This window comes from Paenibacillus sp. FSL R5-0519 (assembly GCF_037974275.1).
GTDB lineage: Bacteria > Bacillota > Bacilli > Paenibacillales > Paenibacillaceae > Paenibacillus.
In genome coordinates, this window is record NZ_CP150234.1 from 5,673,607 (window position 1) to 5,698,391 (window position 24,785).

The 24,785-nt window shown below is 46.8% G+C and carries 19 protein-coding genes; 2 read left to right on the forward strand and 17 right to left on the reverse strand.

The features are described 5' to 3' along the window. Nucleotides 1-6: 6 nt before the first annotated feature. The 14 genes from MKY73_RS25510 to MKY73_RS25575 form a co-directional block, all read right to left on the reverse strand. Nucleotides 7-3,363 (reverse strand): ATP-binding protein, encoded by a 3,357-nt coding sequence (locus MKY73_RS25510; RefSeq protein ID WP_339304046.1) that lies wholly within the window; start codon nt 3,361-3,363, stop codon nt 7-9. A gap of 90 nt (nt 3,364-3,453) precedes the next feature. Then, complete coding sequence (locus MKY73_RS25515; RefSeq protein WP_339304048.1) at nt 3,454-4,407, reverse strand: ABC transporter substrate-binding protein; 954 nt, start codon at nt 4,405-4,407, stop codon at nt 3,454-3,456. Beyond that, entirely contained in the window at nt 4,400-4,606 is a 207-nt protein-coding gene (locus tag MKY73_RS25520) for a hypothetical protein (RefSeq protein WP_339304050.1), read from the reverse strand. The genes MKY73_RS25515 and MKY73_RS25520 overlap by 8 nt, the downstream gene beginning before the upstream one ends. Before the next feature lie 48 nt (nt 4,607-4,654). Then, nucleotides 4,655-5,386 (reverse strand): SDR family oxidoreductase, encoded by a 732-nt coding sequence (locus tag MKY73_RS25525; RefSeq protein WP_339304052.1) that lies wholly within the window; start codon nt 5,384-5,386, stop codon nt 4,655-4,657. Nucleotides 5,387-5,429: 43 nt separating this feature from the next. Then, nucleotides 5,430-6,173, reverse strand: a complete 744-nt coding sequence (locus MKY73_RS25530; protein WP_339304053.1) for an SDR family oxidoreductase — start codon at nt 6,171-6,173, stop codon at nt 5,430-5,432. Beyond that, on the reverse strand, nt 6,170-6,475 hold the full coding sequence (locus MKY73_RS25535) for a phosphopantetheine-binding protein (RefSeq protein WP_339304055.1): 306 nt from the start codon (nt 6,473-6,475) through the stop codon (nt 6,170-6,172). Before MKY73_RS25535 ends, MKY73_RS25530 begins: the two co-directional genes overlap by 4 nt. A gap of 36 nt (nt 6,476-6,511) precedes the next feature. Beyond that, on the reverse strand, nt 6,512-8,971 hold the full coding sequence (locus tag MKY73_RS25540) for a beta-ketoacyl-[acyl-carrier-protein] synthase family protein (RefSeq protein WP_339304057.1): 2,460 nt from the start codon (nt 8,969-8,971) through the stop codon (nt 6,512-6,514). A 19-nt stretch (nt 8,972-8,990) separates the two neighbouring features. Then, nucleotides 8,991-9,878 (reverse strand): GNAT family N-acetyltransferase, encoded by an 888-nt coding sequence (locus MKY73_RS25545; RefSeq protein ID WP_339304059.1) that lies wholly within the window; start codon nt 9,876-9,878, stop codon nt 8,991-8,993. Then, the gene (locus tag MKY73_RS25550; protein ID WP_339304061.1) at nt 9,832-11,136 is read right to left on the reverse strand and encodes a cation:dicarboxylase symporter family transporter; all 1,305 of its coding nucleotides are present in this window, start codon (nt 11,134-11,136) and stop codon (nt 9,832-9,834) included. The genes MKY73_RS25545 and MKY73_RS25550 overlap by 47 nt, the downstream gene beginning before the upstream one ends. 169 nt (nt 11,137-11,305) lie before the next feature. After that, nucleotides 11,306-11,674 (reverse strand): hypothetical protein, encoded by a 369-nt coding sequence (locus MKY73_RS25555; RefSeq protein WP_339304063.1) that lies wholly within the window; start codon nt 11,672-11,674, stop codon nt 11,306-11,308. Between the two features lie 101 nt (nt 11,675-11,775). Beyond that, nucleotides 11,776-14,694, reverse strand: a complete 2,919-nt coding sequence (locus MKY73_RS25560) for an NHLP bacteriocin export ABC transporter permease/ATPase subunit (protein WP_339304065.1) — start codon at nt 14,692-14,694, stop codon at nt 11,776-11,778. Between the two features lie 26 nt (nt 14,695-14,720). After that, nucleotides 14,721-16,877, reverse strand: coding sequence for an NHLP family bacteriocin export ABC transporter peptidase/permease/ATPase subunit (locus MKY73_RS25565; RefSeq protein WP_339304067.1), 2,157 nt, complete (start codon nt 16,875-16,877; stop codon nt 14,721-14,723). Between the two features lie 43 nt (nt 16,878-16,920). After that, entirely contained in the window at nt 16,921-17,880 is a 960-nt protein-coding gene (locus MKY73_RS25570; RefSeq protein WP_339304069.1) for an NHLP bacteriocin system secretion protein, read from the reverse strand. After that, nucleotides 17,873-19,093 carry an ABC transporter substrate-binding protein gene (locus MKY73_RS25575; protein WP_339304071.1) on the reverse strand — a complete coding sequence of 407 codons (1,221 nt, stop codon included), beginning with the start codon at nt 19,091-19,093 and terminating at the stop codon, nt 17,873-17,875. The genes MKY73_RS25570 and MKY73_RS25575 overlap by 8 nt, the downstream gene beginning before the upstream one ends. A gap of 267 nt (nt 19,094-19,360) precedes the next feature. Between MKY73_RS25575 and MKY73_RS25580 the strand changes: the two genes are divergently transcribed. Next, on the forward strand, nt 19,361-20,080 hold the full coding sequence (locus MKY73_RS25580) for a response regulator transcription factor (RefSeq protein ID WP_339304072.1): 720 nt from the start codon (nt 19,361-19,363) through the stop codon (nt 20,078-20,080). 100 nt (nt 20,081-20,180) lie between these two features. On the opposite strand, the gene MKY73_RS25585 is transcribed toward MKY73_RS25580, so the two are convergent. From MKY73_RS25585 to MKY73_RS25595, 3 genes are all read right to left on the reverse strand, one after another. Next, nucleotides 20,181-21,176 carry a phosphotransferase gene (locus MKY73_RS25585; protein ID WP_339304074.1) on the reverse strand — a complete coding sequence of 332 codons (996 nt, stop codon included), beginning with the start codon at nt 21,174-21,176 and terminating at the stop codon, nt 20,181-20,183. Between the two features lie 171 nt (nt 21,177-21,347). After that, the gene (gene sulP, locus MKY73_RS25590) at nt 21,348-23,123 is read right to left on the reverse strand and encodes a sulfate permease (protein WP_339304076.1); all 1,776 of its coding nucleotides are present in this window, start codon (nt 23,121-23,123) and stop codon (nt 21,348-21,350) included. A 166-nt stretch (nt 23,124-23,289) separates the two neighbouring features. Next, nucleotides 23,290-23,619, reverse strand: coding sequence for a metalloregulator ArsR/SmtB family transcription factor (locus tag MKY73_RS25595; RefSeq protein ID WP_017690603.1), 330 nt, complete (start codon nt 23,617-23,619; stop codon nt 23,290-23,292). A gap of 197 nt (nt 23,620-23,816) precedes the next feature. Here MKY73_RS25595 and MKY73_RS25600 point away from each other — a divergent pair, with 197 nt between their 5' ends. Next, the gene (locus MKY73_RS25600; protein WP_339304078.1) at nt 23,817-24,761 is read left to right on the forward strand and encodes an alpha/beta hydrolase; all 945 of its coding nucleotides are present in this window, start codon (nt 23,817-23,819) and stop codon (nt 24,759-24,761) included. Nucleotides 24,762-24,785: the final 24 nt, after the last annotated feature.

Sequence of the window (24,785 nt, forward strand, 5' to 3'; positions counted from 1 at the left end):
ATTCCCCTAATCCAAAACATACAGAGGCAGCGTGAAATAAAAGGAACTCCCTTTTCCGACCACACTTTCTACATATATGTTCCCATCATGATATTGGATGATTTCCTTCGCAATCGCAAGTCCAACACCACTGCCCTGAACCACATGCCGATTGTGTTTCTCACGGAAAAAGCGATCAAATACAAAGGGAAGTGACTCTTCCATAATACCTGCTCCATTGTCCTCCACACGAATCGTGAGTTGTCCCGGCGATTCATTGTCACTGTCACCTTCCCATTCCTCAATGGAACAATGGAGACGGATCATCCCATACGCATCTGTATGCTGAATCGCGTTAAACACCAGATTCGTCAACACCTGGGTAATACGATCCATATCGATCACGACTTGATAATCCCTTAGCTGAGCAGTAGGAATGTCCATCTGAAACTCATAGCTCAGATTGGCACGTGTAATATCCAGCCTGAATTTGTCCTGAATGGTATCCATGAACTCCTGCAAGCTCATCATCATTAAGATCATTTCAGACTTGCCAGATTCCAGTCGGGACAGCTCGAATAGATCATGAATCAGACGATTCAATCCCAGAGCCTTCACTAAGACCATTTGCAGATATACTTTTTGGTCCTCTTTGTCATCCACCAACCCGGATACAATCGCCTCCACATAACCCTGAATTGCTGTCATCGGTGTGCGCAGTTCATGGGATATATCGCTCAGCAATCGTCTGCGTGACAATTCCAGACGGCCCAGATCCTTATTTTTCTGCTCCAGCTCTACCGTACGATCCTGAATACGATACTCCAGGTTGATATTCAACTCGGATAACTGCTGATTCAGTTCTGCAAGTTGCTGTGCATTCAGACTTAACTCTTGAGCAGATCTTTTTAACAACAACAGTGTACGTACACGGCTTATGAGTTCATTGCGTCCAATCGGTTTTGAAATATAATCATTGGCTCCAGCAGCAAAACAAGCTGTAATCGTGTCATCTCTATTGTTCGCTGTCATAATCAGAATAGGTAACTCCATTAGGCTGTAACGCTCCCTGATCAATCCGCATAGTTCATATCCCGACATACCAACCATCATCATATCCGTAATCACCAGATCGATATCCTGCATTTCATTTAAACGCGCAAGTGCCTCAGTTCCACTGTTCGCAATTTCAAATACACAAGCTAGTGGGGCAAGCTGCTGAATCACCACTTGCAGGTTAACGGGTTCATCGTCCACAATTAACACGTGATAAGGTTGTACCTCCGATTCTTCCCCGGAACTGACTTCGACATTAAGATGATGTGAACTGGCTATCTCCAGTCCTGTAATAGAACTAAGGGTGTTTACACCGTTCTGAATAAATTCATTGTTATGCTTAACCGATAACGCAAATGAAGTATTCTTCTTATGCTGCCCGATCGTGAACGAGAAAAGGGAGCCCTGATTCACTTTTGACTGTACCTTAATTTCTCCTCCATGCAACTCGACAAGTTGCTTGGTGATTTTTAGCCCAAGTCCGGTCCCCGTGTTATCAATGGATTCTAGCTTCTCGAATGGATTGAAAATGACTGCAAATTTATCCTCCGGTATGCCAATCCCCGTATCCTCTACCTGAATTTCCACATCACCCTGCACAACCTGTGCACGAATCACAATATGACCTGATGGCGTGTACTTGATCGCATTGCCGATCAGATTAAACAAAATTTGCTGCATTCGATTCTCATCTGCTTCAATCGGTGGAAATTGAGGATCAATTCGATTGTGTAATATAAGATCCCTGCCTGTAATGAGCGGTTTAACTACGGTGAGGACTACCTCGACCAATTGGTGCAGATTTATTGGGGTTCGATGCAGACGTATATCGTTATTTTTAAGAAGTGCATAATCCAGAATATCGTTAATCAGAAAGGACATACGCTGACCACTTGAAACGATCATGTTCAGATGCATTCGTTGGCTATCTTCCAACTGGTCATTCAAGCTATATAGTAATGACTGCGTAAGCCCGATAATTCCGTTGAGCGGCGTACGAAGCTCGTGAGAGGTATTCGCAAGAAACTCATCTTTAACCCGATCCAAATCAAGTAGACGCGAAGACAATCGTTCATTGGTTCTCATGGCATTGGAAAATCGGGTTGATACAACAATTGAAAGGCAGAGAATGAGAAAGAGGAGACCGTACGAGAAGTAGATCCCTGTTCTAATTATACCGTTATTCATTAAAATATCATTCACTACAGTAATGAAGAATACTACAGTACCTGCCAGCATCCAGCGCGCACCAGCAACATTTTTCATAGCAGCTCGGACCACATATTGAATGATCACAAACCCGAGCAAAATGGCGTATGCCTGCATGAACAACGCAATCTTCGTGTATACCTGAGCAGGTGTAAACAGGATAAATAAAGTTAACAGCCACCCTGGAATACATAATATATTACGCAATCGTTTGGACATTTCATTGGGAAAAATGGAGTAACAAAAAAGCAGAAAGAGTGGCGCGCTGCCCAAGAAGCCTAAATACTCAATCTTAAGGAACATATCACCACTCATTCCCGGAATAAGCTCTGATAAAATGTATTGGGAATCAGAGCCGTTCTTCATGGCTAGCAGAATACAGATCAGACCAAAATACAGAGACTCCCAATTTTTGCTCAGCAGTGTATACAGCAGGATATGGTAGAGCCCCATAATCAACATGCAGCCAATAATCATGCTCTCGGATACCAGTTTGTATTTCATGGATTGATTCAGTTGATTATACTCACCAATCGTTAGAGAGCCAAACAGACCCGCTTTTCGATGTGTATAGTTCGAAACTTGAATGACAATATCAGCTTGGGTCTGCCCTGCCTCCATTCGGATCAGAGCAGGCACCTTATAGGAAGAAGATTCCTGTAACGTACGTCCCACAATCCCATTTTCCGATACCAGTTTGCCATTAATCCACAATCGGTGTGCGGAAGTTATCCCCGAGGTTAGCAATCCCAACGTTATATCTCGGTCTGGTAAATCTACCACCAGACGATACGTGGCAAAGCCCGTATTACCAAGCTTCTGCCCATTGATTTCATCATCCCCCCAAGATGTTGGAACATTAATGTAACTTATCGGACCCGTATGGCCACTAGCAAAATCCTTGGGCTCCAGTAATTGCTCCCAATAGAATGCCCACATCCCATCCAACTGGCTCCCTTGGGCAGAGATTAGGGATTCATGAGTTATGGATAGATGACCATCCTTAACTTGCTGCTTATTGGGACTGGGAGGCGATTGAAACAAAATCAGTACAGTGAGAATCAGAAAAAACAAAACAATCGGAAAGATGAAATACAGATAGGATATATGTTTTTTCATGGAAGTCCCACCGCTAATTTCCTCCCTTATTAATGAATTAAAAAGTCCACTATATGGCCCACCCATGTATCATAGCACAACCCCTGTTGTTCAAATGCCATAGTTTTCAAGCCAGCGCTGAATGTTCTTCTCCTGCATGTGAAGATACGTATTGATCCACTGATAAAGATGAATGCTCCGCGGATCAACGGCGATCGCAATGTCGTCATCCTGATCCTCTAGCTGCACATATTGAAGGTCAAGAGAGTAGGCCGGATGTTGATTCAGATAACGTGAGATTTCAAAAGCATCATAGACAGCAGCAATCACTTCGCCTTGCCGTACATGATCAAACAATTCGGAAGTATTGTTGTAGGCAGTCTGTTCTTGCATGGGGAAAAGTTCGCGTGTAAAGCCTACGTAAGACGTCCCTCGCACAATGCCGATCTGTGTTCCGTGTTGCTGAAGCAACGTTAGCACATCCGGATATTCGCCATTTTGACCGAGTTCCGCAAGTTCAAGACGGTTAATGAGCAGTGCTTGTTTAAAATGTAGATAGGCATCCGAAAACAGAACTCGCTTTGCCCGCTCCAGGGTGATACTCAATTTGGAAATGCCAACGTCCACATCCCCGGAAGACACCTGATCAATCACCTCATCAAAAGAAGCGGCCGTTCGGATATATTCCGGTTTTACCCCGAGTTTAAAAGCGATGTCGTTGGCAAGCTCAACATCGCTCCCGCGCAATATACCTTCTTCATCGGTGTAAAAGAACGGATAGCTGTCCTCCACCTTCAATCCAATTCGCAGCTTGCCCCTGCTCAAAATATCCCGGATGTCCTGGGGATATCCTTCTAACTGTTCCGGAGTATAGACTCTTGGCTCACTTCCCTTAGCCGCTGCGATGTAAGCTTCCTTTGATGTTGGAAACTGAATCGTCTCCATTTGCGAACTTGTTTTAGTGGGTTCAACACCTCGCATCACGCTTGTACAGGACGAAATCATAAGTCCTATGGTTAATGTGAACAACAGAAAAAAGGTCAGCCGACCATATCTCCTAATCATGGTTAGCCCCTTCCCCTGCAAGTGGAACCTGGGTCTTGCGAAAACAAGCTGCGCATACGCTCATCTCATACACGGCAATTCGAATATGACAGACTTTGCAACGCGCAATTGAAACAGTTGCCAACCCACCGACAACCTCTTCCAGCTCTTCTTCCAGCAGCTCCTGATCCGGATCGTCTTTATTCTGTTGATATTCCATCTTCTTCCTCTTTCAAAGATTACGGAAGCCGTATTGTCTCAGACCGTATCAGAGCACAGACGGAATACCGTAACCCCACGTTATATTTTGACCACTCATTCCCTGACCATAGTCAAGTAACAAGCCTAGACCCTGTATAAGTTCTTCCAATTCAGGCACAGCAGGTTTTAAGGTATACATATCATAAATCTTTCTGCGATTCCGTCCTGCATTCATGTGGTTCTCCGCACAGTAGAAGCCCCACGTCAATGTATTAACTGCAACTCGAAAAGGCGTCATCTCTTTGGCAAAACTTTTGGCATAAGCCAGCGCACCCTGATTATATACCGGGGAAGAAGGAAATCCACTATAATGCAGCATATCTGCCAGCATAGGTATAACCATCTGCCCCTTCTGTTTACGTGCCATGATATTCCCCGCAGCACGTGTATATAGAAAAAGTTCACTCAACTGACGCTGGCTAGTCAGGGCAAAGGCCAACGGGTCCCCTTCAAGTTCTACCTGTTCATCAGTCCAGCTACTGCCATGGATGTAGAAGTCGAGCCCTTGCATATGCTCAGCAGATGCTGACAGTAGGGATTCAACATCCTTTAGCTGTATATCAGGTGCAACGATGATCTGGCAGTTATTCTGGTCGTGTACAGACAGCTCGGAATGAAACTTCTCTGCCTGTTTCACTGTGGCAAAGCTTGCTGTAACCTGCAGGCCACGCTGTAACAAATGTACAGCCATCACCTGCACAGCTATACTCTCTGCATGATGTACATATGCGGTTTTCACCAGCTTCCCCTCCCTTTAATTTCATTTCAATTAAGGTTCAGACTTAACGCAAAAATCCCCCATCCAGCTTTAACGTCTGTCCGGTATGATAACTCGCCGCCGGTCCTGCAAGGTATACCACTGCATCAGCTACCTCTTCTACAGATCCTTGCCTTCCGGTCAGGGTGTGACGCAAAAAATCATTCAGCTTCTCTTGCGACACTTCCCCCGTCATCTCGGTATCAATCATACCTGGTGCAACGGCACTGACCTGAATGTTGTGCGAAGCATACAGACGGGCATACAACTTCGTCAGCCCCATCAAAGCACCTTTGGATGCTGCATAATTACACTGCCCTTCCCGGCCATATATGCCGCTCACGGATGCCAGGTTGATGATGCTTCCCCTGTTCTGAAGAACCATGTATCTAACAGCTTCCTGTGAACAATAACAGGCGCCAACATAATTGGTGTCCAGCACCTCATTCCACTGCTCCTCTTCCATCCGCAGTGCCATCTGGTCGCTCGTTCTTCCGGCATTATTGATCAAGGCATCGATACGCCCAAATGTATCAAACACCTTTTTCATCACATTCGCTACAAAAGCATGATCCGCAACCGAGCCTTTAAACAACAGCATCTGACCACCAGCTGCACCTACCTCTGCTGTTAACTCATCCGCCGCGGCATCGTCCTTGACATAAATGCCTGCTACAATGGCTCCCTTCGCAATGAACCTCAGCGCTATGGCCCTGCCTATGCCACGTGATACACCTGTAACTACAACGACGTGATCACTAAAGCTCATTGATCTCTCAGTCCTTTGGTCTTTCTGACCATAATCAGTTCCGCAATAGACTGCACATTTTTCAGATGAATCTTCAATTCCGTCGCGGGAAGGTCCTCGACCATCACACCGTACACTTCCTCCATGCCAACCATAACCTCGAACGCCTCTACAGAGTCCAGTCCCAGTTCTTCACCGAATAAAATCATATCATCCGTAATTTCCTCTATGGTGATGTCTTCCAATTTGAGTCGATCAATTAACAACGTCTGTTTGATTGTCTGTTTGATCTCATCCATTTCTACCTCGTAATCATTTGTCATATGTATAAACCTCCTTGGATTTTAGTCTGACGGTATTCACTCAGCGATGCTACTGACAACGGCAGCAGAATAACTGCCGTTAACGGTAGAGCTGATGGTCAAAATATGCCGATACGCAGAGGTGCACTCAGGCAAGCCAAAATGGGCGTAGGTTCCTTTGGCAAGTTCACTCGCTGCTCCCAGACTCACAAGTTCTGTGGCCGCCGCGAGATGTAACATCGAACTGTACGATTCCCCATAGCCAGTACACGCATTAAGGGTAATGATTGGCACAGATTGTGCAGCCTCGCCTTTGCCCATCGAAGAGATGGCGCTCTGCTCTAACTCCAATTCGCCAGGACGTCCCACTGAATTGAGCAAAATCAGATCCATCTGCTCCATGTTGGCTCCAGCTTCATGAAGTGCATCGGCAACAGCTCTGATCAACGTCTCTCCCTGCTTTGCACCGTTCTGCGTTGTTCCAAAAGCAACACCGAGTCCACTTAGTTCCGCATAGATCCCGGATCGGGACTGAACAGCTTCTTCCAGATCACGGAGTACCATACAGACACTTCCTTCACTCATATCGTAACGGCTATTCTTCAATCCTTTAGCCCGGTCGATATCCTCTGTAAGCTGGGAGCGTTCATCCCCTGCACCAATCAGACAAGAAGTCAGGGCCCCCTCTCGGATCTTGCCGGTTGCATACAGCGCAGCAGTCACTCCTTCATTGCCTCCTGTGCTGAAGGAGCTATTGAATCCTTTGAATTTCAATTTCTCGGCTGTCTGACCGGCGATTGAATTAATGACCGTATGCGGGAAATAGATCGTACTCGCATACTCTGGTCCTTTGACAAATACAGACTCCAGAAAGTTCGAAATACTGCTCGTGCTTCCTCGTGCTGTACCATAGATAAAGCCAATATGTTCCCGCTCAGACTCGCTCATTGCTGCATCCTCCATCGCCGCAAGGACCGCACCAATCGTATTCTGTGTAAGCTGGTTCATTCTGCGCTCATATCTGCTCTTATCGTAATCTTTTAAAGAAAATAAAGATGTTTCAGTCACCAGTCTGTCGTCATTTGCTAACGCAGGGAGTACGCTGCCCTTTCGCATATCCCCTTTACTAACGGAACCCATCCCAGTAATGACAACACGTCGTCTGGAGACTGTTTCACCCTGATGCAATTCATATGAATTCTCACGTTCAGTATCCTGTGCACTCGAATGCCACTCTTCTTCAATTCCATTCGTACGCAGTACGAGCGAAACATTATGTCCCCCGAACCCAGAATTGTTGCATATCATATATTCCGGGTGCATGGGGCGCATTAAATGTTGAATGATATCCACTTCCTCACAGCCTTCGCGAGGTTCTTCAAAATGAAGCGTAGCCGGAGCATATCCTTGCCGGATGGCGTAGAGCGAGGTAACCAGCTCCAATGCCGCAGAAGTACCTAGTGTATGACCAAAATAGGTTTTGCTTGAACTTACAGGAATCGTCATATCGGGCCCGAAACTACTCTGCAGACCACTAATTTCAGCGCGATCATTGGCCTGTGTTCCGGTTCCGTGTGCGTTTACGTATTCAATATCCGTTTTGGGTACTCCGGCAAGGCTGATCGCCATATCCACTGCATGTTGTATGCCTGCACCTTCCGGGTGAGAAGCCGTCATATGATGAGCATCGTTGCTCAATCCGTAGGCACATAATTCGGCGTATATCGTTGCACCGCGTTCGAGTGCAGCATCCAGTCTCTCCAATACAACAAAGGCTGCACCTTCTCCCAGGTTCAATCCATATTGGGTGCTGAAAGGGGAAGAGGGACGTGAATTCAGTGCACGGAGTACATTAAATCCGGCATATACACTATGCGACAACGGGTCAGATCCACCAGCGAGCATCACATCGGCATATCCCCAACGAATGAGATCACTTGCATAGCCTATGGCATTACCACTAGCAGCACATGCCGTATTTAATGTGGCAACTGGTCCTTCTACCCCCAGTACGCGCGCTGTATCATCGCCTTGCTGATAAAATGGGTATTGGGAGGTATGATCGACGTCCAGCTCAGATAGGTTCCACTGTTCTTCCAAGGACAGAACCCCACCGTTACACGTCCCCAGCGTGAGCCCGATCCGCGCAGGTGTCACGGATGGCTTGCGGCCGGTTCCTTTCGCCCTATTGTGTTGCTTCATGTCATCCGTATGTTTTATCGAAAGGCCACTATCCAAGAGCGCTTTTCTCGCAGCAGCAATCGCATAACGTGCACACAAGTCCATAGATTGCTCCGCTGTGCCTGAGAGTGCCGCCTCTCGGATGGAATCCTCCAACTGACCTGCAAGTGAACTCTGCAGCTTATCCGTGTTGAAGCGTGTGACTTCCCGAATTCCGGTCTCGGCAGCAAACATGCGTTCATACACCATCTGCGGATGATCGCCGAGTGCACATAATACGCCCATCCCTGTAATTACAATACGATCCTTGGTGTTGGTGTTCTCTCTGTCTCTCATACTCGTCCTCCTCTCCTTATTACAATCGAATGTAACAGCTTCGTTTCTCACTCGTCTTCCATGAATAAGGTGCAAGCCACTGCCGGGCAAGCTTCATCATGACTGGTGTACTGTGGTTAACCGTGAACATCGCGTGAGGGATACCTGCTTCCGTTTGGACGCGGATCGATCTGCCCAGCATCTGAAAAGCCAAACCGAACTGTTGATATTCCGGCGCAATATATAGTGCATCATACAAAATCGTGTCCTCGTCCAGTCGATACGTCAACGACCAACCCTGAATTTCTTGAGTGGATTGAATACCAAAGCTGTTGCTTGGTTCCAGGGGAGCAAAGGTTTTGAACGGAGATAGAAATGAAGGGAAATCAAGCTCTCCTGCTTCAATGGATTGTCTAAGTTGTCTTTCCTCCCGATCTGCCCAGAGAAATAACTCCAGCCCATGGGGTATGGCTCTTTCCCTTAGCCAAGCCGCCTGATCAATCCCGCTTCCAAGATGAATATGAAAAATGACAGATTCACATCGCGGCTGTGTCCAGTCTTCCTTATGCAATAATGCTTCAATCGTATCGGTCGAAGACTTGCCGGAGTAATAACTCAGGGAGAGCACAGACAGTTGATTCTCCACACATAGGCTTCGTGCTTCCCGGAGCAGGAGTGTAGCGATTTTTTGCCTGCGCCGTTGCTTCGATACGAAGATACACTGCAGGACTGCATGCCCGTCTCCATCTCGCCGTTCAAGCACAATCAGTCCCACGGGGACACCGTCCGACTCTGCCCCGATCAACATGAAACGATTGGATTCAAGCGAATCATTCAAGCTCAGCTCCACCAGTTTGTATAACCACTGGAACATGAACGATTTATACTTCAACCTGTTCTGGAGCGTTAACCGTTTGATAGTGATCATAATGTTCCTTTCTGGCTGATAATAGTGAAGTTGTTAGACATTGTATTGATACATTCGCAGCCGTAATGATGGGATCAATGATCGGATTCATAGCCAGGAGCAGAATGATGGTGACTTCGTAAGGCAGATCAAGCATCCCCGCAATTATTGCAATCATGCCAATAGAGACAACACCCGGGGAGCCTGCACCTGCAATGGATATCACCACTGCCCCTGCAAGCACCACGATCCACTGTGACAACGTGAACTCGAATTCGTACAATTGGACGGTAAAGGTGATGCCCAGCGTGTACACGAGTACCATACTGTATCGGCACATGATCATACCCAGGGGTACCACTAATTGAACGATACGTGAATCTTGCTGAAGCTTCATATTCAGCGCATGCATACAAGTCGGAACAGTAGCGATACTATTACGTGTACCAAATGCCAGAATTAACGTATCCTTCAACGCAGCCAGGATGACCCGGACAGGCTTCCGCAATGTCACAGCCATTATCACAACAGATAGAATAATTAGAATCATACTGCAAATGTAAAACATCATGATCAACTTCATCATGGCAGGCAAAATATCCATATTTAGCCTAGAGAATTGCCCTGCCATCATACAGAAAAGTGCAAAAGGCAATACGTACATGGACCAGGAAATCACCTTTTGAAAGGCTCCAAACAATACATCAGCAATCTTCAGCACATCTTCTCCCTGCGGTGTCCGCATCATGCCCACTGCCACCCCAACGATCACGGAAAAAAACAAGATTTGCAGCGTATTGTTTTCCGTCAGCGCTGTGAATATATTGGATGGGATCATGTTAAGCAAAAACGACAATACACCTTGCGGCTTCTCTTCGATGGACAGGGTACCGATATCGGCGCTCAGATCGTATACAATAGCACCAAGTACATGCTTGGAATCTTCTGGCAACCCCGCACCCGGACGACCGATTCCCCCAAGACTGAGTCCCAGCACACCACAGAATATCAATGCCAGTGTATACACGATGCACATGCGAGCAATCATTTTCATCGCTCCGCTCTGGATAAACAGACTGCCGATACTGGAGATGATAGCGGTCATCATAATGGGAATGACACACATCTTCAGAAAGGACAGGTACAGATCGCCAAAACGTGATACCGCATGAGCCAACTCAGGAACGTATAATCCTGCCGCGATTCCAGACACCATACAGAGCACAATCATCCAGAACGATTTGATCCATTTCAATGAGAAAGTTGTCTTTCTTGACACGCAGGCACCCTCTTGTTTGTCTTTGTAGCCATAGGGGCTGTTGTACTGAATCCTGTTCAGACAGCAACCGATCTGGCTCGTGCTAAGCAATTTGGAGTGCTACACTCACCTGGTTAGGTGGACAGCACTCCAATTCATTTAATACATTTCAATATAAGTATGGATAAAACTATTTCGCGTAAGAATTACCAACATTCTCTCCAACACGGATGGCTGCTCTTGCAGCATCCTCGGCAATACTACCAACACCATTGAAGAAATCAGTTGCGCCATCCTTGCTACCACCAGCAACAGACTCCAGCTCGGTTTCTGTCAACTCATCCGCCTCACCCCGTGCTTCCGGCAATACAATTGTTGCGTGGTATCCTGTTCCGTCCACTACATTAATTTTGAATTCACGTGGTACTTCTTGACCCGTTTCTTGCTGAATTGCTGCATAGATGTCGCTCACAGCCAATGCGCGGAATGCTGCATCCGAACTTGCTTTAACCATAACTGCGTTTACCGTCTCCTGAATCTGCTCTTCTGTCCAACTCATGTACGTATTCCTCCAATAGATCGATTTGGTTTCTTACCTTATTCAGCATAACAGCCCAGTTTCAAGCAACGCTCAAGGTTACTTCAAGTTTAGTTCAAATTTTATGCCAGCTGACGGCTGGCAAGTTCCGCAAAGAGTCCGTTCTGCTCCATCAGCTCCTGATAGGTGCCAGACTGGATAATTCTTCCTTTATCAAATACATAGATATGATCCGCCTGTGTAATGGTACTAAGCCGGTGAGCAATAACAATCCGTGTCACCTGAAGCTTGCTGAGACTTTGGCTCACAACACGCTGTGTCCGGTTATCCAATGCACTTGTGGCTTCGTCGAAAAAGAGAATCTTGGGCCTTTTGGCAATCGCTCTAGCGATCATTAATCGCTGCCGTTGTCCACCAGACAGGGTACCTCCACCCTCAGATATCACCGTATGCATGCCCATTGGCATACTGCGGATATCATCATCGAATCCAGCCATGGCTGCGGCTTCCCAAGCATCTTGAATCGTAAGAGCGGACGTTCCTGTAATGTTCGTGAAGATATCACCGGACATCAGTTTACTGTTTTGCAACACCACACCGAACTGACTGCGAAGCAAGCTGATATCAAGAGAACGCAGATCCTGGCCATCAAAATAAATAGAGCCGCTCTGCGGTTGTTCAAAACCAAGTAACAATCGCATCAGCGTAGACTTTCCACAGCCCGATGCACCGACAAAAGCTACATATTGTCCAGATTTGATATCCATCGACAGATCATTCAACACAAGTGCCTGATCCTCTTCATACCGAAACTGGATATGACGAATCTCGATCGCTCCGCTTACCTCACCCGGATCTTCTAACTGATCATGGATTTCGGGTAATGTTTTGAGGATGGGTTTGGCCCGTTCATATAATGGAACAATATTTACCACTGATAACAGCGCTGTAGCCATTCCGAGCATAGCCATAAGGAAGCTGGTAAAAGCAGCGAAGAATGCGATAAACTGCCCTGCAGACATTACCGAATGGGTGGAGACCACAAGGTAGAACAGCACTATCGATGTCAGCAAAGGGAAAAAGGATTGAAACATACTGGATAAGTTATCCATCATACGCACCTTATAGGACCACTTTTTCTGCTCCGCGAATGCTCTGGCCCACAAAAAGAAAGCCCTATTCTCCGCTGCAGCCATTCGAAATTTGCTCATTCCGTTCAATAGTTGAAGTACGGTTCCAGCAATCTGTCCCTGAAGTTGCAGCAACCGACGCTGGTAACGTACCTGTAACAGACCAATCGTAACGGTAAATGACATGGATATGAGGACAAGTCCACCCGCCACCAAGGCAAGAACAGGGCTATACCGGAACATTAAAACAAATTGAAAAATGGAGAATACACCCGTTAGCAGCGAACTGATTACCGCACCTGATAACAATTGGCGGATCGCATTAATACTCCCCGCTCTGGAGGCCAGATCTCCGGCTGAATAGTTTCGGAAGAACGAAACCGGCAAATTCAGTAATCGATCCCAGATAGCAGCCTGAACCGCATTCTCCACCCGCCCTTCCAAACGCATAGCGGCAAGTGAACCTGCGAGGCGAAACAAGGCAATCGATAATGCAACCGCGATGAGGATAAAGGCCATCTGTACCAACGGCCCTCGATAAGACTCAGGAATAATGGTATCCACCAGAATACCGCTAGCGAGCGGTACCATAATGCCTAGTAATCCAGCCAAAGCCCCCATTAGAATCACCATGACAAGATCCCGACGAACCGAGTGATGAGCACCAAACTGAAGAAGGTCTCTGAGACCTAGCTCCCTTGCAGGAAAAGGCCGATAAAACATGTATGCCATCGGCTGTATCGTCACGGCCATTTCGGCATTAACGATTCCACTTTCCCTACTTAATGGATTCTCCCATCGGTATGAATTAGCCCCTGACGGAATCAGCGCAATCGGCTCTCCTGAATTCTCCAGATATCCAACAAGCGGTCCATTGTCTGCTTCCCACCATTTCCCTTTAAGTGCGACCTGACGGGAACGCACACCGGAAGCTTCCGCCATCTCCTGAACAGGCGAACGCTTCAATTGGCTTTTTAATTTCCGTGTAACAGGCTTTATCACGATGCCAGCATAGTCTCCAACGACCTTTCCTACAGGGTAGAGCGGATCGTTAGAATAAAAGGAAACGACTTGTTGCTCATCGGGTCCGGTAACGGCCATCAGCTTTTTGAGCGCGTGGTCCATAAGTGAATCATCATGCTCCGTTCGCTGTTGCAAGCGTTTCTGTTCCTGTAAGCGCTCCTTGGCAACGACAACTGCAAGCCTGCTGGCAATTAAGCGATGAAAGGCATATAACCCGTGAAGTGACGGATCTGTGGGTAACCAGAACTGCGTTGCTTTTACATCGATCACAGCCGCTTGTTGCGTCTCCAGCCAGCCCGAAGATGTTACGGGTATGTAAGCGGCGTCTTCTGTAGTAACAGTATGTTCTCCCCCCCACAATACCGAGCCATCCTTCACTTTAACCCATACAGTATGCATGGGTCTCCAGGTCTGGTTAGGGACCAGATTCTGTTCTTCTCCTGGTTCCAACAGCGTGAATTCCAGCGGCAAATTCCTTACATTCAGTGATGCCGACCAACTGCCGATCCACTGATCTACCCTGGATGCCAGCCACTCGTTATCCCACTGCTCGTTCGCTCTGCCGTTCAAGAAGAGCGACCTGTCCATCCGAAACACTTTTGTACCGACAGACGCTGTCAGCAACAATCCCATACGTTCCACCATCTGATCATTGTCAAATCCGAATAAGAGCGCACCCTCATCCAGGCTGAATATATAACGGCGTTTATGTCTTGTCCCGGCGTTCTCCCCTTCTATGACTACGGCGAATACATCCACGTAACCGGAAGCGACATACCATACACTATTCTCATCCGTGATCAGAACAGGGTTATTTCCTTCCACATCGTGACCCGTTCCAACCTTTGCAAAAAATAAATCCATATCCGGCCTGATTGGCTCTGCCACACTTCCACCCCCTTCTGCCCCCCCTATTACTGACTCTGAATGAGACGGGTGTAATATCCGTTTTGCTCCATCAAAAACGTATGCGTCCCCCGTTCAATAATTTTCCCGCGTTCCAATACAATGATCTCATCTGCATCCCGGATGGTGCTCAAACGGTGAGCCACTGTAATACAGGTCAGACCTCTGCGCCGAAGACTGTGATCTACCAATTTCTCCGTTGCCGGATCAAGTGCACTCGTCGCCTCATCCAGAATCAGAATCGATGGATTGCCCGAAAGAGCTCTAGCTATTTCCAGACGTTGCCGCTGTCCGCCGCTAAAATTACCACCATTCTCCGAGATCATGTGGTCATAACCACCGCTTCGTTCGGCGATGTGATCATGAATTACGGCATCCTTGGCTGCACGAATGATATCGGTCTCGGGAATCGTCGCATCCCAAAACGTAATATTTTCCTTGATCGTACCCTCAAGCAGTACAATCTCCTGATCGACAACCGCCAGGGAATTGCCCATCCGATGCCTTGAAATCTCATCCCTACGCAGATCATCAAAACGAATCTCACCTTCCCACGGTTCATAAATTCCGGCAATCAGCTTCGCGATCGTGGATTTCCCACTGCCCGAACCTCCAACCAAAGCCACCTTCATGCCAGGCTGAATGGACAGATTAAACTGATGAATCAACGGTGTTTCCAACCTGCTGTATCCGTACGTCAGATTGCTGATCTGCACCTGGCCAGATAATTTCGCGTTATCCTTCGCTTCTGTTGCTTCATCCAGATCCGATAGGATCTGACGTTCCACCGGATATTGCAGCACGTCATCCAGACGTTTCATGTTTCCTCCCGCCTCCTGAATCGTTCCGGCCAGCATGACCATCTCATTCACAGGCTGATTGAAGCTTGTAGCGAGACTTTGAAAAGCAACCAACGAACCAATAGTTAGCACCCCATCCATGACTTGAAAACCACCAAAAAACAACACGGAAACAGCTCCTAGACTGGTTAACAGTACGGGAACAGACATCAAAAATTGATTCGATACGCCAAATTGCTGATTGGATTGTAATAGTTTTGCCTGATAACCTGACCATTTGGCGAAAAAATCGGACTCAGAACTATTGGACTTCAATGTCTCAATAACCTGAAGTCCATTCATGGAGACACCTTGCATCTTGCCGCTTTCCTGCAACAGGCGCAGATTCTGATCGTTGCGCTTTCGCGTGATGAATTGCATGAATAGAATATTAAGCAGAGATATCCCAACCGTGACCACAGTCAGCAATACACTGTACTGTAACATCAGGAGCAGATAAAACAGGATCATGACACAATTCAGTGCCGCGACAGCCAGCTGTCCAGACAACAACTGCGCAACCCTGTCATTAATGGCAACCCTCGATGCGATGTCTCCGCTATGCCGTTGGGAGAAAAATTCAATGGGTAATCGGAGTACATGCCAGAAAAATCGACTGGATGAGCTTAAAGCCAGCTTCATCTCCAGCCTTAGCAGGTAATAGCGCTGCAACCACGTCAGAAATGCCCGCAGCAGTGCCGTAATTCCCATCCCAATCAGCAATGGGATTAACCAATCGTTCAGATGACCAAGTAAGATCTGATCAATAAAGATTTTGCTGAACACCGGAATGACCAGACCGGGGAGAACCAGAAACAAGCCTGTTATGATCACATAGATCAGTGCCCTCTCCGAGCCTTTGATTCGACTGGAGAGAGAGCTGAGCAGACTCGATGTTTTTCCTTGTGGGACATATCCCTCAGCAGGTTTCATCGTCAGCACTACACCCGTAAACGACTGATCCAATTCCTCAAAGGTGATCTCCCTCGGACCCGTAACCGGATCATTGAGGAACACACGATCCTTCTGAATGCCCTCCAATACAAGAAAATGATTGAAGTTCCAGTGGATAATGACCGGCCATGGCATTTTCCTCAGATCCTCCGGATTTTTGCGATATCCTTTGGCTTCCATTCCATATTGCCTTGCTGCCTTAAGAATATTGTTCGCCTTACTGCCATCACGGGATACTCCACAGGATATCCGAAGCTCCTCTAGCGGAATGAAGCTTTTATAATAGGAAAGTATGATCGACAGTGAAGCAGCTCCGCATTCTACAGCTTCCATTTGTAACACCGTGGGCGTTTTCACTCTTCTTGGGACCACTACTTCATTCTCCTCCCTGTGCCTGTTATGCTATGTTGGTTCATCATTTGAAATAGGGAATGACGGTTGAAATCGGCCGCTGTGAATGAACCATAATGCTTCCATCCACCGTCATTCCACTATTCAGACGCACAGGGGGACCCTGTTTGGTTGTCCAGTTATACCCACTCGACAGTTCGTAGTTAGGTGAGAGATTAACGCGAACTTCCAGTGAGAGACCCTGTGAAGCCATCTGCTCCACAAGCCCCTCGTTACCCAGCGTAGACTGTAACTCCTGTAACGTTACCGGGAATTCGGAGACCGAAACAACCTGCCCAATCATGGAGCCATATTCTTCACGGTTAACGGTACTTGGTGAGATCCGCACTTCCATGCCCGGAAGTAACTGTTTGCCTTGATTCACTGGCACATACATAACCCCTATTAATTCATCCGTCTGGGACCCATAGGTCTCCATCCGGAACATTTCCGTTCCTTTACCAACATACGTTCCATTCTTGACTAACACCTCGGTAACCTTTCCCGCGTAAGGACTGACTACTCGTGTCTGGTATTCATAGTTAAGTAACTGTTGTTCCTGCTGCTGTCTTAACTTGCTCAGCTCCGCTGCTGACCCTGATTTACCTCGGGATGAGGCACTTTGTAGATTCGTGATGGAAAGTTTCGTTTGCCTGATCTGGTCCAGCAATGCCGGTTGCTCGATCCGGCCAATTACCTCTCCTTGCTGAACTGTGTCATTCTCCACCACAGCAATATCGGAGATTGCACCTTCCGAAGAGGTATGCACTGTTTTTAGGCCGCCCGGCCGAATCAACACCCCCTGTCCTTCTGCCTTCGTGATCATGGTGCCGAATATTCCCCAATACAGTGCAGCTGCCAGAATTAAACCTGCTCCGATGAGCATCAACCAGCCACGGGGAGAGGTGACTCGTACCAGATTATCCAGCTGTTCAGGAGAAGATAGGCGCTCAAGGGTTACTTTTCGAAAAACCTGATTATTCATCCTGACCTCCCTGTTCTGAACCTTCCACTGAATCTTCCGAATCGGGCTTCTCTTTCAGGATCTGAAACTTGCCCTGCTGCAACTTCTTCATCACAATGCTCATTCCCTGAACATCGCCCTGGGCATCGAAGAAGTGTTCACCCGTCACCCCTTCCCAGGACGTCAGGTTGGATAGAGCTTCTGCTATATCCTTCGGACTTCGGGAGCCAGCTCCATCTATACCCGCAGCGAGCAGTTTCAGAGAATCATAAGCCTGTGCTGCCCATTTGTCTGGTGCCTTTCCATATTTCTGAATGTATAGGGATCGGAAATCCTGATTAATGGTCGATTGCCCCTGGTTATCATATACGGAAGCAACGATAACCCCTTCTACAGACCCGCCACCTTGTGCAAATTCAGCAGAGTCAAGCGCATCCCCGCCGATGACTTGGGTATTCATACCCGCCGCACGGATCGCTTTGACAAACGTAATTCCTTCGTCCACCTTTGTCGCTACCATGATTAGATCTGTGTCCAGGGTCTCCCATTTGTTCACGATCCGAATCATATCTGCTCCGTCCTTATAACCGGATACACGGTCAACCACATTCTGTCCGGATAACGTAGCCTGTTGTTCAAAAGCATTCGCGAGCCCTCTACCATACTCGTCATCAGTATAGTAGATTGCAATATTCTGATGCTTCGTACCTGCAGCATACAAGGCAAGTGATTGCCCGATCTGATTATCATTCGGTATATTCCTAAAAATATAAGGACTGCTCACATCGGTCAATTTTGGCGATGTCGATGCCGGAGACAACAGTACGATGCCTGCATTCGCATAAATACGTGAAGCAGGTACGGTTACAGCAGATCCCCGATGTCCGATGACTGCACTAACAGAGGGATTATCGGCGAATTGCTGAGCGATGGCCATACCGTTTGTCGTGGAAGCTCCATCGTCCATCTCTAACAATTTGATTTGCTTTCCTCCCAGAACACCCGCCTTGTTAATCTGTTCCAGCGCCAACTGGAGCCCTTCACGAAATTGTTCATTCTGCTTCTCAAAAGGCCATACCGCTCCGACGAAGACATCATTTGATGACCCTCCAAGCGTCTTTTCTCTAATCTGGTCTGGTGCAGCATCCGATGAACACCCGCTGATTACCAGTGCAACAAGCAAGACCATACTCCACAACACCCATCTCAGATGTATACCCCTAATACCATTCACGAGTACTATCTCCCTCCAGTAAATCAACTTGGGACGCCCAAGTTTAATATCATTAATTATAGAAGGTGCTTAATCCTCAAGACCATAAATTGAAATTCAAGTTAACCTCAATTTCATATCAAATTTTGTGTATTCAATCGACTTATTCCGGTCCACGTGCGATACTTGAAACAGAAAGCATGGATGACGGTTCTGCTTATTTCGATGAATGATTGGAAGGATACGGACTTTGACTAAAGCGATATACATGAGGAGAATGAACGACGTATGTCTTTAAAAAACACGATTTTGATTATTGATGATGACCATGAAATCAATGAATTATTAACTATGTCTTTGAAACGGGAAGGTTTTCATACCGTTTCTGTATATACTGGCGTTGAGGCACTTCGAGCTGCACAGGAGCACTCACTGGATCTTGTACTGCTCGATGTGCTGTTGCCTGGAATGGATGGCTTCCAGATCTGTAGTGAGATTCGCAAAACGAGTAATGTCCCTATTTTGTTCGTAAGTTGTAAGGACGAAGCTACAGACAAAGTCATCGGACTTGGCCTGGGCGGGGATGACTTTATCTCCAAACCGTTTAGTCCGATTGAGCTGATTGCACGAGTTAAGGCCCATATTCGGAGAAACAACATGCCACAGAAACAAGAGGAACAGAAGGATGAAACACTGGTATTTGATCAACTACTCATCGACCCGGCCACCCACCGTGTGCTCGTAGGTGACAAACCCATCGCTTTGTCGGCCAAGGAATTCAAATTGCTTTTCCACCTGGCGAAGAATCCCAATCGTGTATACAAAAATGAACAGCTCTTCTCACTGCTCTGGGATGATGTACATATGGGCGACACACATACGGTCATGGTACATATCTATAATTTGCGGAAGAAGCTGGAGAAAAACCCTGCCAAGCCACATTATATCCGTACGATTCGGGGCGTTGGCTACAAGTTCAATGACAAACCTGTTGAACTCGCAGAGTAAACGCTACACACAGGTATGTCATTTTTGATTTCTAGTCAAACCCAAAAAAAACCGCCAGATTGGCGGCATGATGAAGGTAACTATATTTTTCTTTGAATAATTAATCGACGAGACCTGCGCCCCGAAACTCTTCCACGAAACTATCCAACCAATCCTCGCCATAATCCAGAGCTCCCATATCACTTTCGATAAAAGCAACATCCAGACCCATCACCCAGAACCTTCGAGCGATAATAAAGAGATCAACCGCCTGTTCATCTGCATCCGTAAACTTCCGAACCGACCGGTATCCTTTCATCAACGCATCCCACAGTCTTTGTTTCTGCCCTGAATCACCCGACTGCCGTTTCCGAATTTTCACTTGGGCCAGATCGTAAGCACGCCAGCTTTTGGCTGCCCATTCGAAGTCATAATGGATAAACGAATGCTCCTGTTGAAATGCATTGTTATTCCCATGCATATCCCCATGGCACAGACCAAAGTCCAGGTCTTGGCTGGAAGTGGCAAAGATGCGTTCTTTTAATGCTGTTGCAAACGTATGGAGGAATGCTGCTGCTTCATGGTTCTCACCGATATACCGGATGATTCTTTCTAAGGGTTCGTCGATAAGAAATTTCAAATCAAGCTCATATCGCGGCAGTCCCACGTTCACCTGATCCATAGCCTTATGCAATTCAGCGGCAGATTGACCAAAGGCGTAACAAGACTCCTCATCCTCCAAGTTGTTCTCCGTGCCCTCAATATAACGAAACATTACAGCAACCCGTTTGCCTTCTGCAGCGTCCAGCACCGTATATCCCGTATCATCTTTCTTCTGAATAAATTCTCCAATGTCGGTATGTTCCGCAGAAGTTAGAACGTTCTTCAGTTGAGCTAATAACGAAAGCTCATACTGAACATCTTCCTCCGAAATTTCAGTGCGGTAGATCCGAAGAATATACATGCCACTGGACGTGCGAACCCGGTAAGTATCATTCAATCCTCTAAGCCAAAACAAACATTCTTCCCATGTTCCAATGTCATACTGATTGCTCAATGCAGACTCCAGATACCTGGGGTTAAGCACTGACCGTAAAGCCGTCGGTTGAATGGACATATGTATACTCCTTCAGTTTATATGATTATTTCTCATCTGATAAACGATGTAACCGTATTCACCTATCAACCTATAACATAGTCTATTTTTCGTTAATTTTCCAGAATATATATTTCAAACGGGTTGGTGCATCAACGTTGGATTTCCAAAGTTCCTTCTCTCTTGCGTGGATTATACAGAACTGCTTGCATTGACCCGCTTCCCAGATTTCAGAAGGCTATTACGCTCTGGATCGGTTCCAGCGCTCGACAATACAGCACATTCACGAAAGGCAAAATGTTTGCACCCCTTACACTTCTCCTCGTTCAAATGCTGTAACGCATAATTAATGGCTTCCCCAGTATGTTCAAACCGATGTGCAGGATTTAAACGCTCTAACAGACCCGTTCGTTTCAACATCTCAAGTGGCTGCTCCTGTATGCCCGATAACAATACAATCCCGCCCGACCGTTCAAAATGCTTGATTAAACTCGCCAGGTTAGCTTCGCCTGTTGTATCCATAAAGGGTACCTTACCCATGCGCAACAGCAAAATGCCCGGTCGTCGATGAATCGAATCCATGACCGGCTTTTCGAACATATCTGCCGCACCAAAAAATAAAGGTCCTTCAATCGTATATAAGCTGATCTGCGGACAGTCATGTCCTTCCCGAACCATGTGGGCCATGACTTTCTCATGTTTATGCTCGGGATCGGGCAGTACTTTGGCAACCTTCAACATCTCACTCATCCGCTTAACGAATAAAACAACAGCCAGAATCAACCCCACCTCTACAGCTGTCGTTAAACTTGTAAATACAGTAAGCAAAAAGGTAATGAGCAGAACGAGTGAATCGCTCGTTTTGGTTCTCATGACATGCATGAAGGATCTCCGTTCACTCATGTTCCAAGCCACCAGCATCAGAACCGGAGCCATACTCGCAAGAGGAATGTGAGATGCGTATGGCGCAAAGAGAACAAGTACCAGCAGTACCACTACACCGTGAATCACGCCAGACCATGGCGATACTGCGCCGGATTTGATATTTGTTGCTGTACGCGCAATCGCTCCTGTTGCAGGAATGCCCCCAAATAGCGGCGTCACCATATTGGCAATTCCCTGCCCAATCAACTCCCGATTGCTGTTATGTCGACTTCCGGTCATGCCATCGGCAACCACAGCTGACAGCAACGACTCAATGCCACCCAGCATGGCGATGACAAAAGCGGGTTGCAGCAAGTTCATGATACGTTCCCAAGTGATCTCCGGCACATGAAACTGAGGCAAGGCGTTAGGTATGGCGCCAAAGGACGAACCGATCGTAGCCACCTGCCCTTCGAAAAGGAACGCTGCGACTACCGTCGAAAGAATCAGCCCCACCAGTGATGCAGGCACCTTTGGTGCAAACTTGGGCACAAGCAGAAGAACAGCCAGACAGATTCCAGCTGTAAGCACACTGTATATATTAACTGTCGAGATATGCATCCCAATTTCTTTCATATTGGACCAGAAGTCCTCATGCTTCTCGATGCCGCGAAGTCCCAGGAAGTTCGGAATCTGTCCGCTAAAAATAATAACGGCGATTCCTGCCGTGAAACCGATTGTCACCGGCCTGGGAATGAACTTGATTAATGCACCAAGCTTGAATACGCCCATAAGAACAAGCATCAAACCAGCCATCATTCCCGCGATCAACAGATTCTCATATCCATACTGCATCACAATGGCGAATAGAATCGGAATGAATGCACCCGTTGGCCCGCCAATCTGGAACTTGGACCCACCCAGCAAGGAAATGAGAATCCCTGCGATTATTGTGGTATACAATCCATACTCCGGTTTGACCCCGGAAGCGATGGCAAAGGCCATACCGAGTGGAATTGCAATAATACCTACAATCAGCCCCGATAACAGATCCTTGCGAAAAGCGGCAGCATTGTAACCAGCATATCTCCCCATCCATCTCATGAACAAAAACCTTCTTTTCTTCATATATTTAAATATTTGAATATACACAAAAGACTACTCCCCCGCACACATCCTGTCAATCGGATTGCACACCATTTCCCGCAGGAGACTAACACAAAAAACAAGAACCTCCGGTGATGACACCCAGTTGCTCTTGTTTGTTGTGTCAGGACTCTTTACGAATGTCTTCCAACATGGAAATGGCATCAACCAGATGATTGTCAAAAATCTGTTTGGTGACTGCCAGCAGGTCCTTAATCAGCGGATCACGCAGCGAATAGGTGACGGTTGTGCCTTCTTTGATTCCATGGACAACGTTTTTGCTGCGCAGTACAGCCAGTTGTTGTGAAACAGCAGAGCCTTCCGATCCCAGAATGCTTTGCAGTTCATTCACGTTCTTGGCTCCTTCACTCAGCAGCTCCAAAATCTGAATACGCATCGGATGTGCCAATGCTTTGAAAAAATCCGCTTTAAACTGTTGTATGCTTTGATTCATACGCTATGCCCCTTCAATCGAACTTTTGAAGATGCAAATATCATAACATAGAACGGATACCATGCTTTACTCTAACCGTAAACGGTTCGATGGAAAAATTAAGATTGACCTTGCAGTACACTTCAACCTTTATACTTTATTTATATTCTTCTTCACAGATCTTATATCTGAACTCCATCAGGAAGGGTGATTCCTCAATGAATATGTATATCCATAATCATAAACGCTCGTTGACGAGTTTTCTATTCGAGAAATATATCGCAACGTTAGATACCAAAAAAAATTTTTCAACACGCGAGCTTACTCGCAAACACCTGGATCATATGGGCTTGGAAAACATTAAACCCTATACCTTGGCTAAAACAAAATGGTCATCTTCCATCAAAGAACGCTCCCATGAAGACATGCAGGTATTCACATTAAACGATCAGCATTCCCGTGAACAGAGGGTCATTCTCTACATTCATGGCGGGGCGCATACACACCAGCCGCTGTCTTTACACTGGAAATTCATGGATCGCATGGCTCAGGCTCTGAATGCCAAGGTGGTTGCTCCCATCTATCCAAAGGTTCCTCATTTTAATTATCAGCACACGTATCCGAAACTGCTCAATCTATACCGGAATCTGCTTGCCTCTGTGGACGACCCGGCACAACTCACCATTATGGGGGATTCCGCAGGAGGCAACATATCCCTTGCCTTGGCCCATTATCTGAAAATGCATGATCTCCCACAACCCAAAGATATCATCTTGTTATCACCTTGTGTGGATATGGTGCTGGACAATCCGGTCATATTTGATTATGAGACTCGCGACCCGATGCTCGCTGTGGAAGGATATGATGTCATCCGGCGAATCTGGGCAGCTGATAAACCTCTAAATGACCCGTTAATCAGTCCAATCTACGGAGATTTCACTGGCCTTGGTAGAATCAGCATCTTTATCGGAACTCACGAAGGTTTGTTTCCTGATAATATGAAGCTCGACAAGATGCTGACGGATCAGAAAATCGATCACCAAACGTACATTTATCCCAAAATGAATCATGTCTTCGTCCTCTATCCGATTCCGGAAGCCAGGGATGCTCAGCGTAAAATTGTTAACATCATAAAAAACTCAGCACATGAAGCTGGACAATAAACTGTAACGCGGCCCCACTCCCCA

Excerpts from the sequence above, each read along its gene's own strand:
- MKY73_RS25510 (WP_339304046.1), bottom strand. The coding sequence starts at position 3,363 with ATGAAAAAACATATATCCTATCTGTATTTCATCTTTCCGATTGTTTTG.
- sulP (WP_339304076.1), bottom strand. The coding sequence starts at position 23,123 with ATGAGATGGATGGGGAGATATGCTGGTTACAATGCTGCCGCTTTTCGC.
- MKY73_RS25595 (WP_017690603.1), bottom strand. The coding sequence starts at position 23,619 with ATGAATCAAAGCATACAACAGTTTAAAGCGGATTTTTTCAAAGCATTG.
- MKY73_RS25545 (WP_339304059.1), bottom strand. The coding sequence starts at position 9,878 with ATGATCACTATCAAACGGTTAACGCTCCAGAACAGGTTGAAGTATAAA.
- MKY73_RS25555 (WP_339304063.1), bottom strand. The coding sequence starts at position 11,674 with ATGAGTTGGACAGAAGAGCAGATTCAGGAGACGGTAAACGCAGTTATG.
- MKY73_RS25580 (WP_339304072.1), top strand. The coding sequence starts at position 19,361 with ATGTCTTTAAAAAACACGATTTTGATTATTGATGATGACCATGAAATC.
- MKY73_RS25520 (WP_339304050.1), bottom strand. The coding sequence starts at position 4,606 with ATGGAATATCAACAGAATAAAGACGATCCGGATCAGGAGCTGCTGGAA.
- MKY73_RS25570 (WP_339304069.1), bottom strand. The coding sequence starts at position 17,880 with ATGAATAATCAGGTTTTTCGAAAAGTAACCCTTGAGCGCCTATCTTCT.
- MKY73_RS25535 (WP_339304055.1), bottom strand. The coding sequence starts at position 6,475 with ATGACAAATGATTACGAGGTAGAAATGGATGAGATCAAACAGACAATC.
- MKY73_RS25515 (WP_339304048.1), bottom strand. The coding sequence starts at position 4,407 with ATGATTAGGAGATATGGTCGGCTGACCTTTTTTCTGTTGTTCACATTA.
- MKY73_RS25585 (WP_339304074.1), bottom strand. The coding sequence starts at position 21,176 with ATGTCCATTCAACCGACGGCTTTACGGTCAGTGCTTAACCCCAGGTAT.
- MKY73_RS25530 (WP_339304053.1), bottom strand. The coding sequence starts at position 6,173 with ATGAGCTTTAGTGATCACGTCGTTGTAGTTACAGGTGTATCACGTGGC.
- MKY73_RS25600 (WP_339304078.1), top strand. The coding sequence starts at position 23,817 with ATGAATATGTATATCCATAATCATAAACGCTCGTTGACGAGTTTTCTA.
- MKY73_RS25540 (WP_339304057.1), bottom strand. The coding sequence starts at position 8,971 with ATGAGAGACAGAGAGAACACCAACACCAAGGATCGTATTGTAATTACA.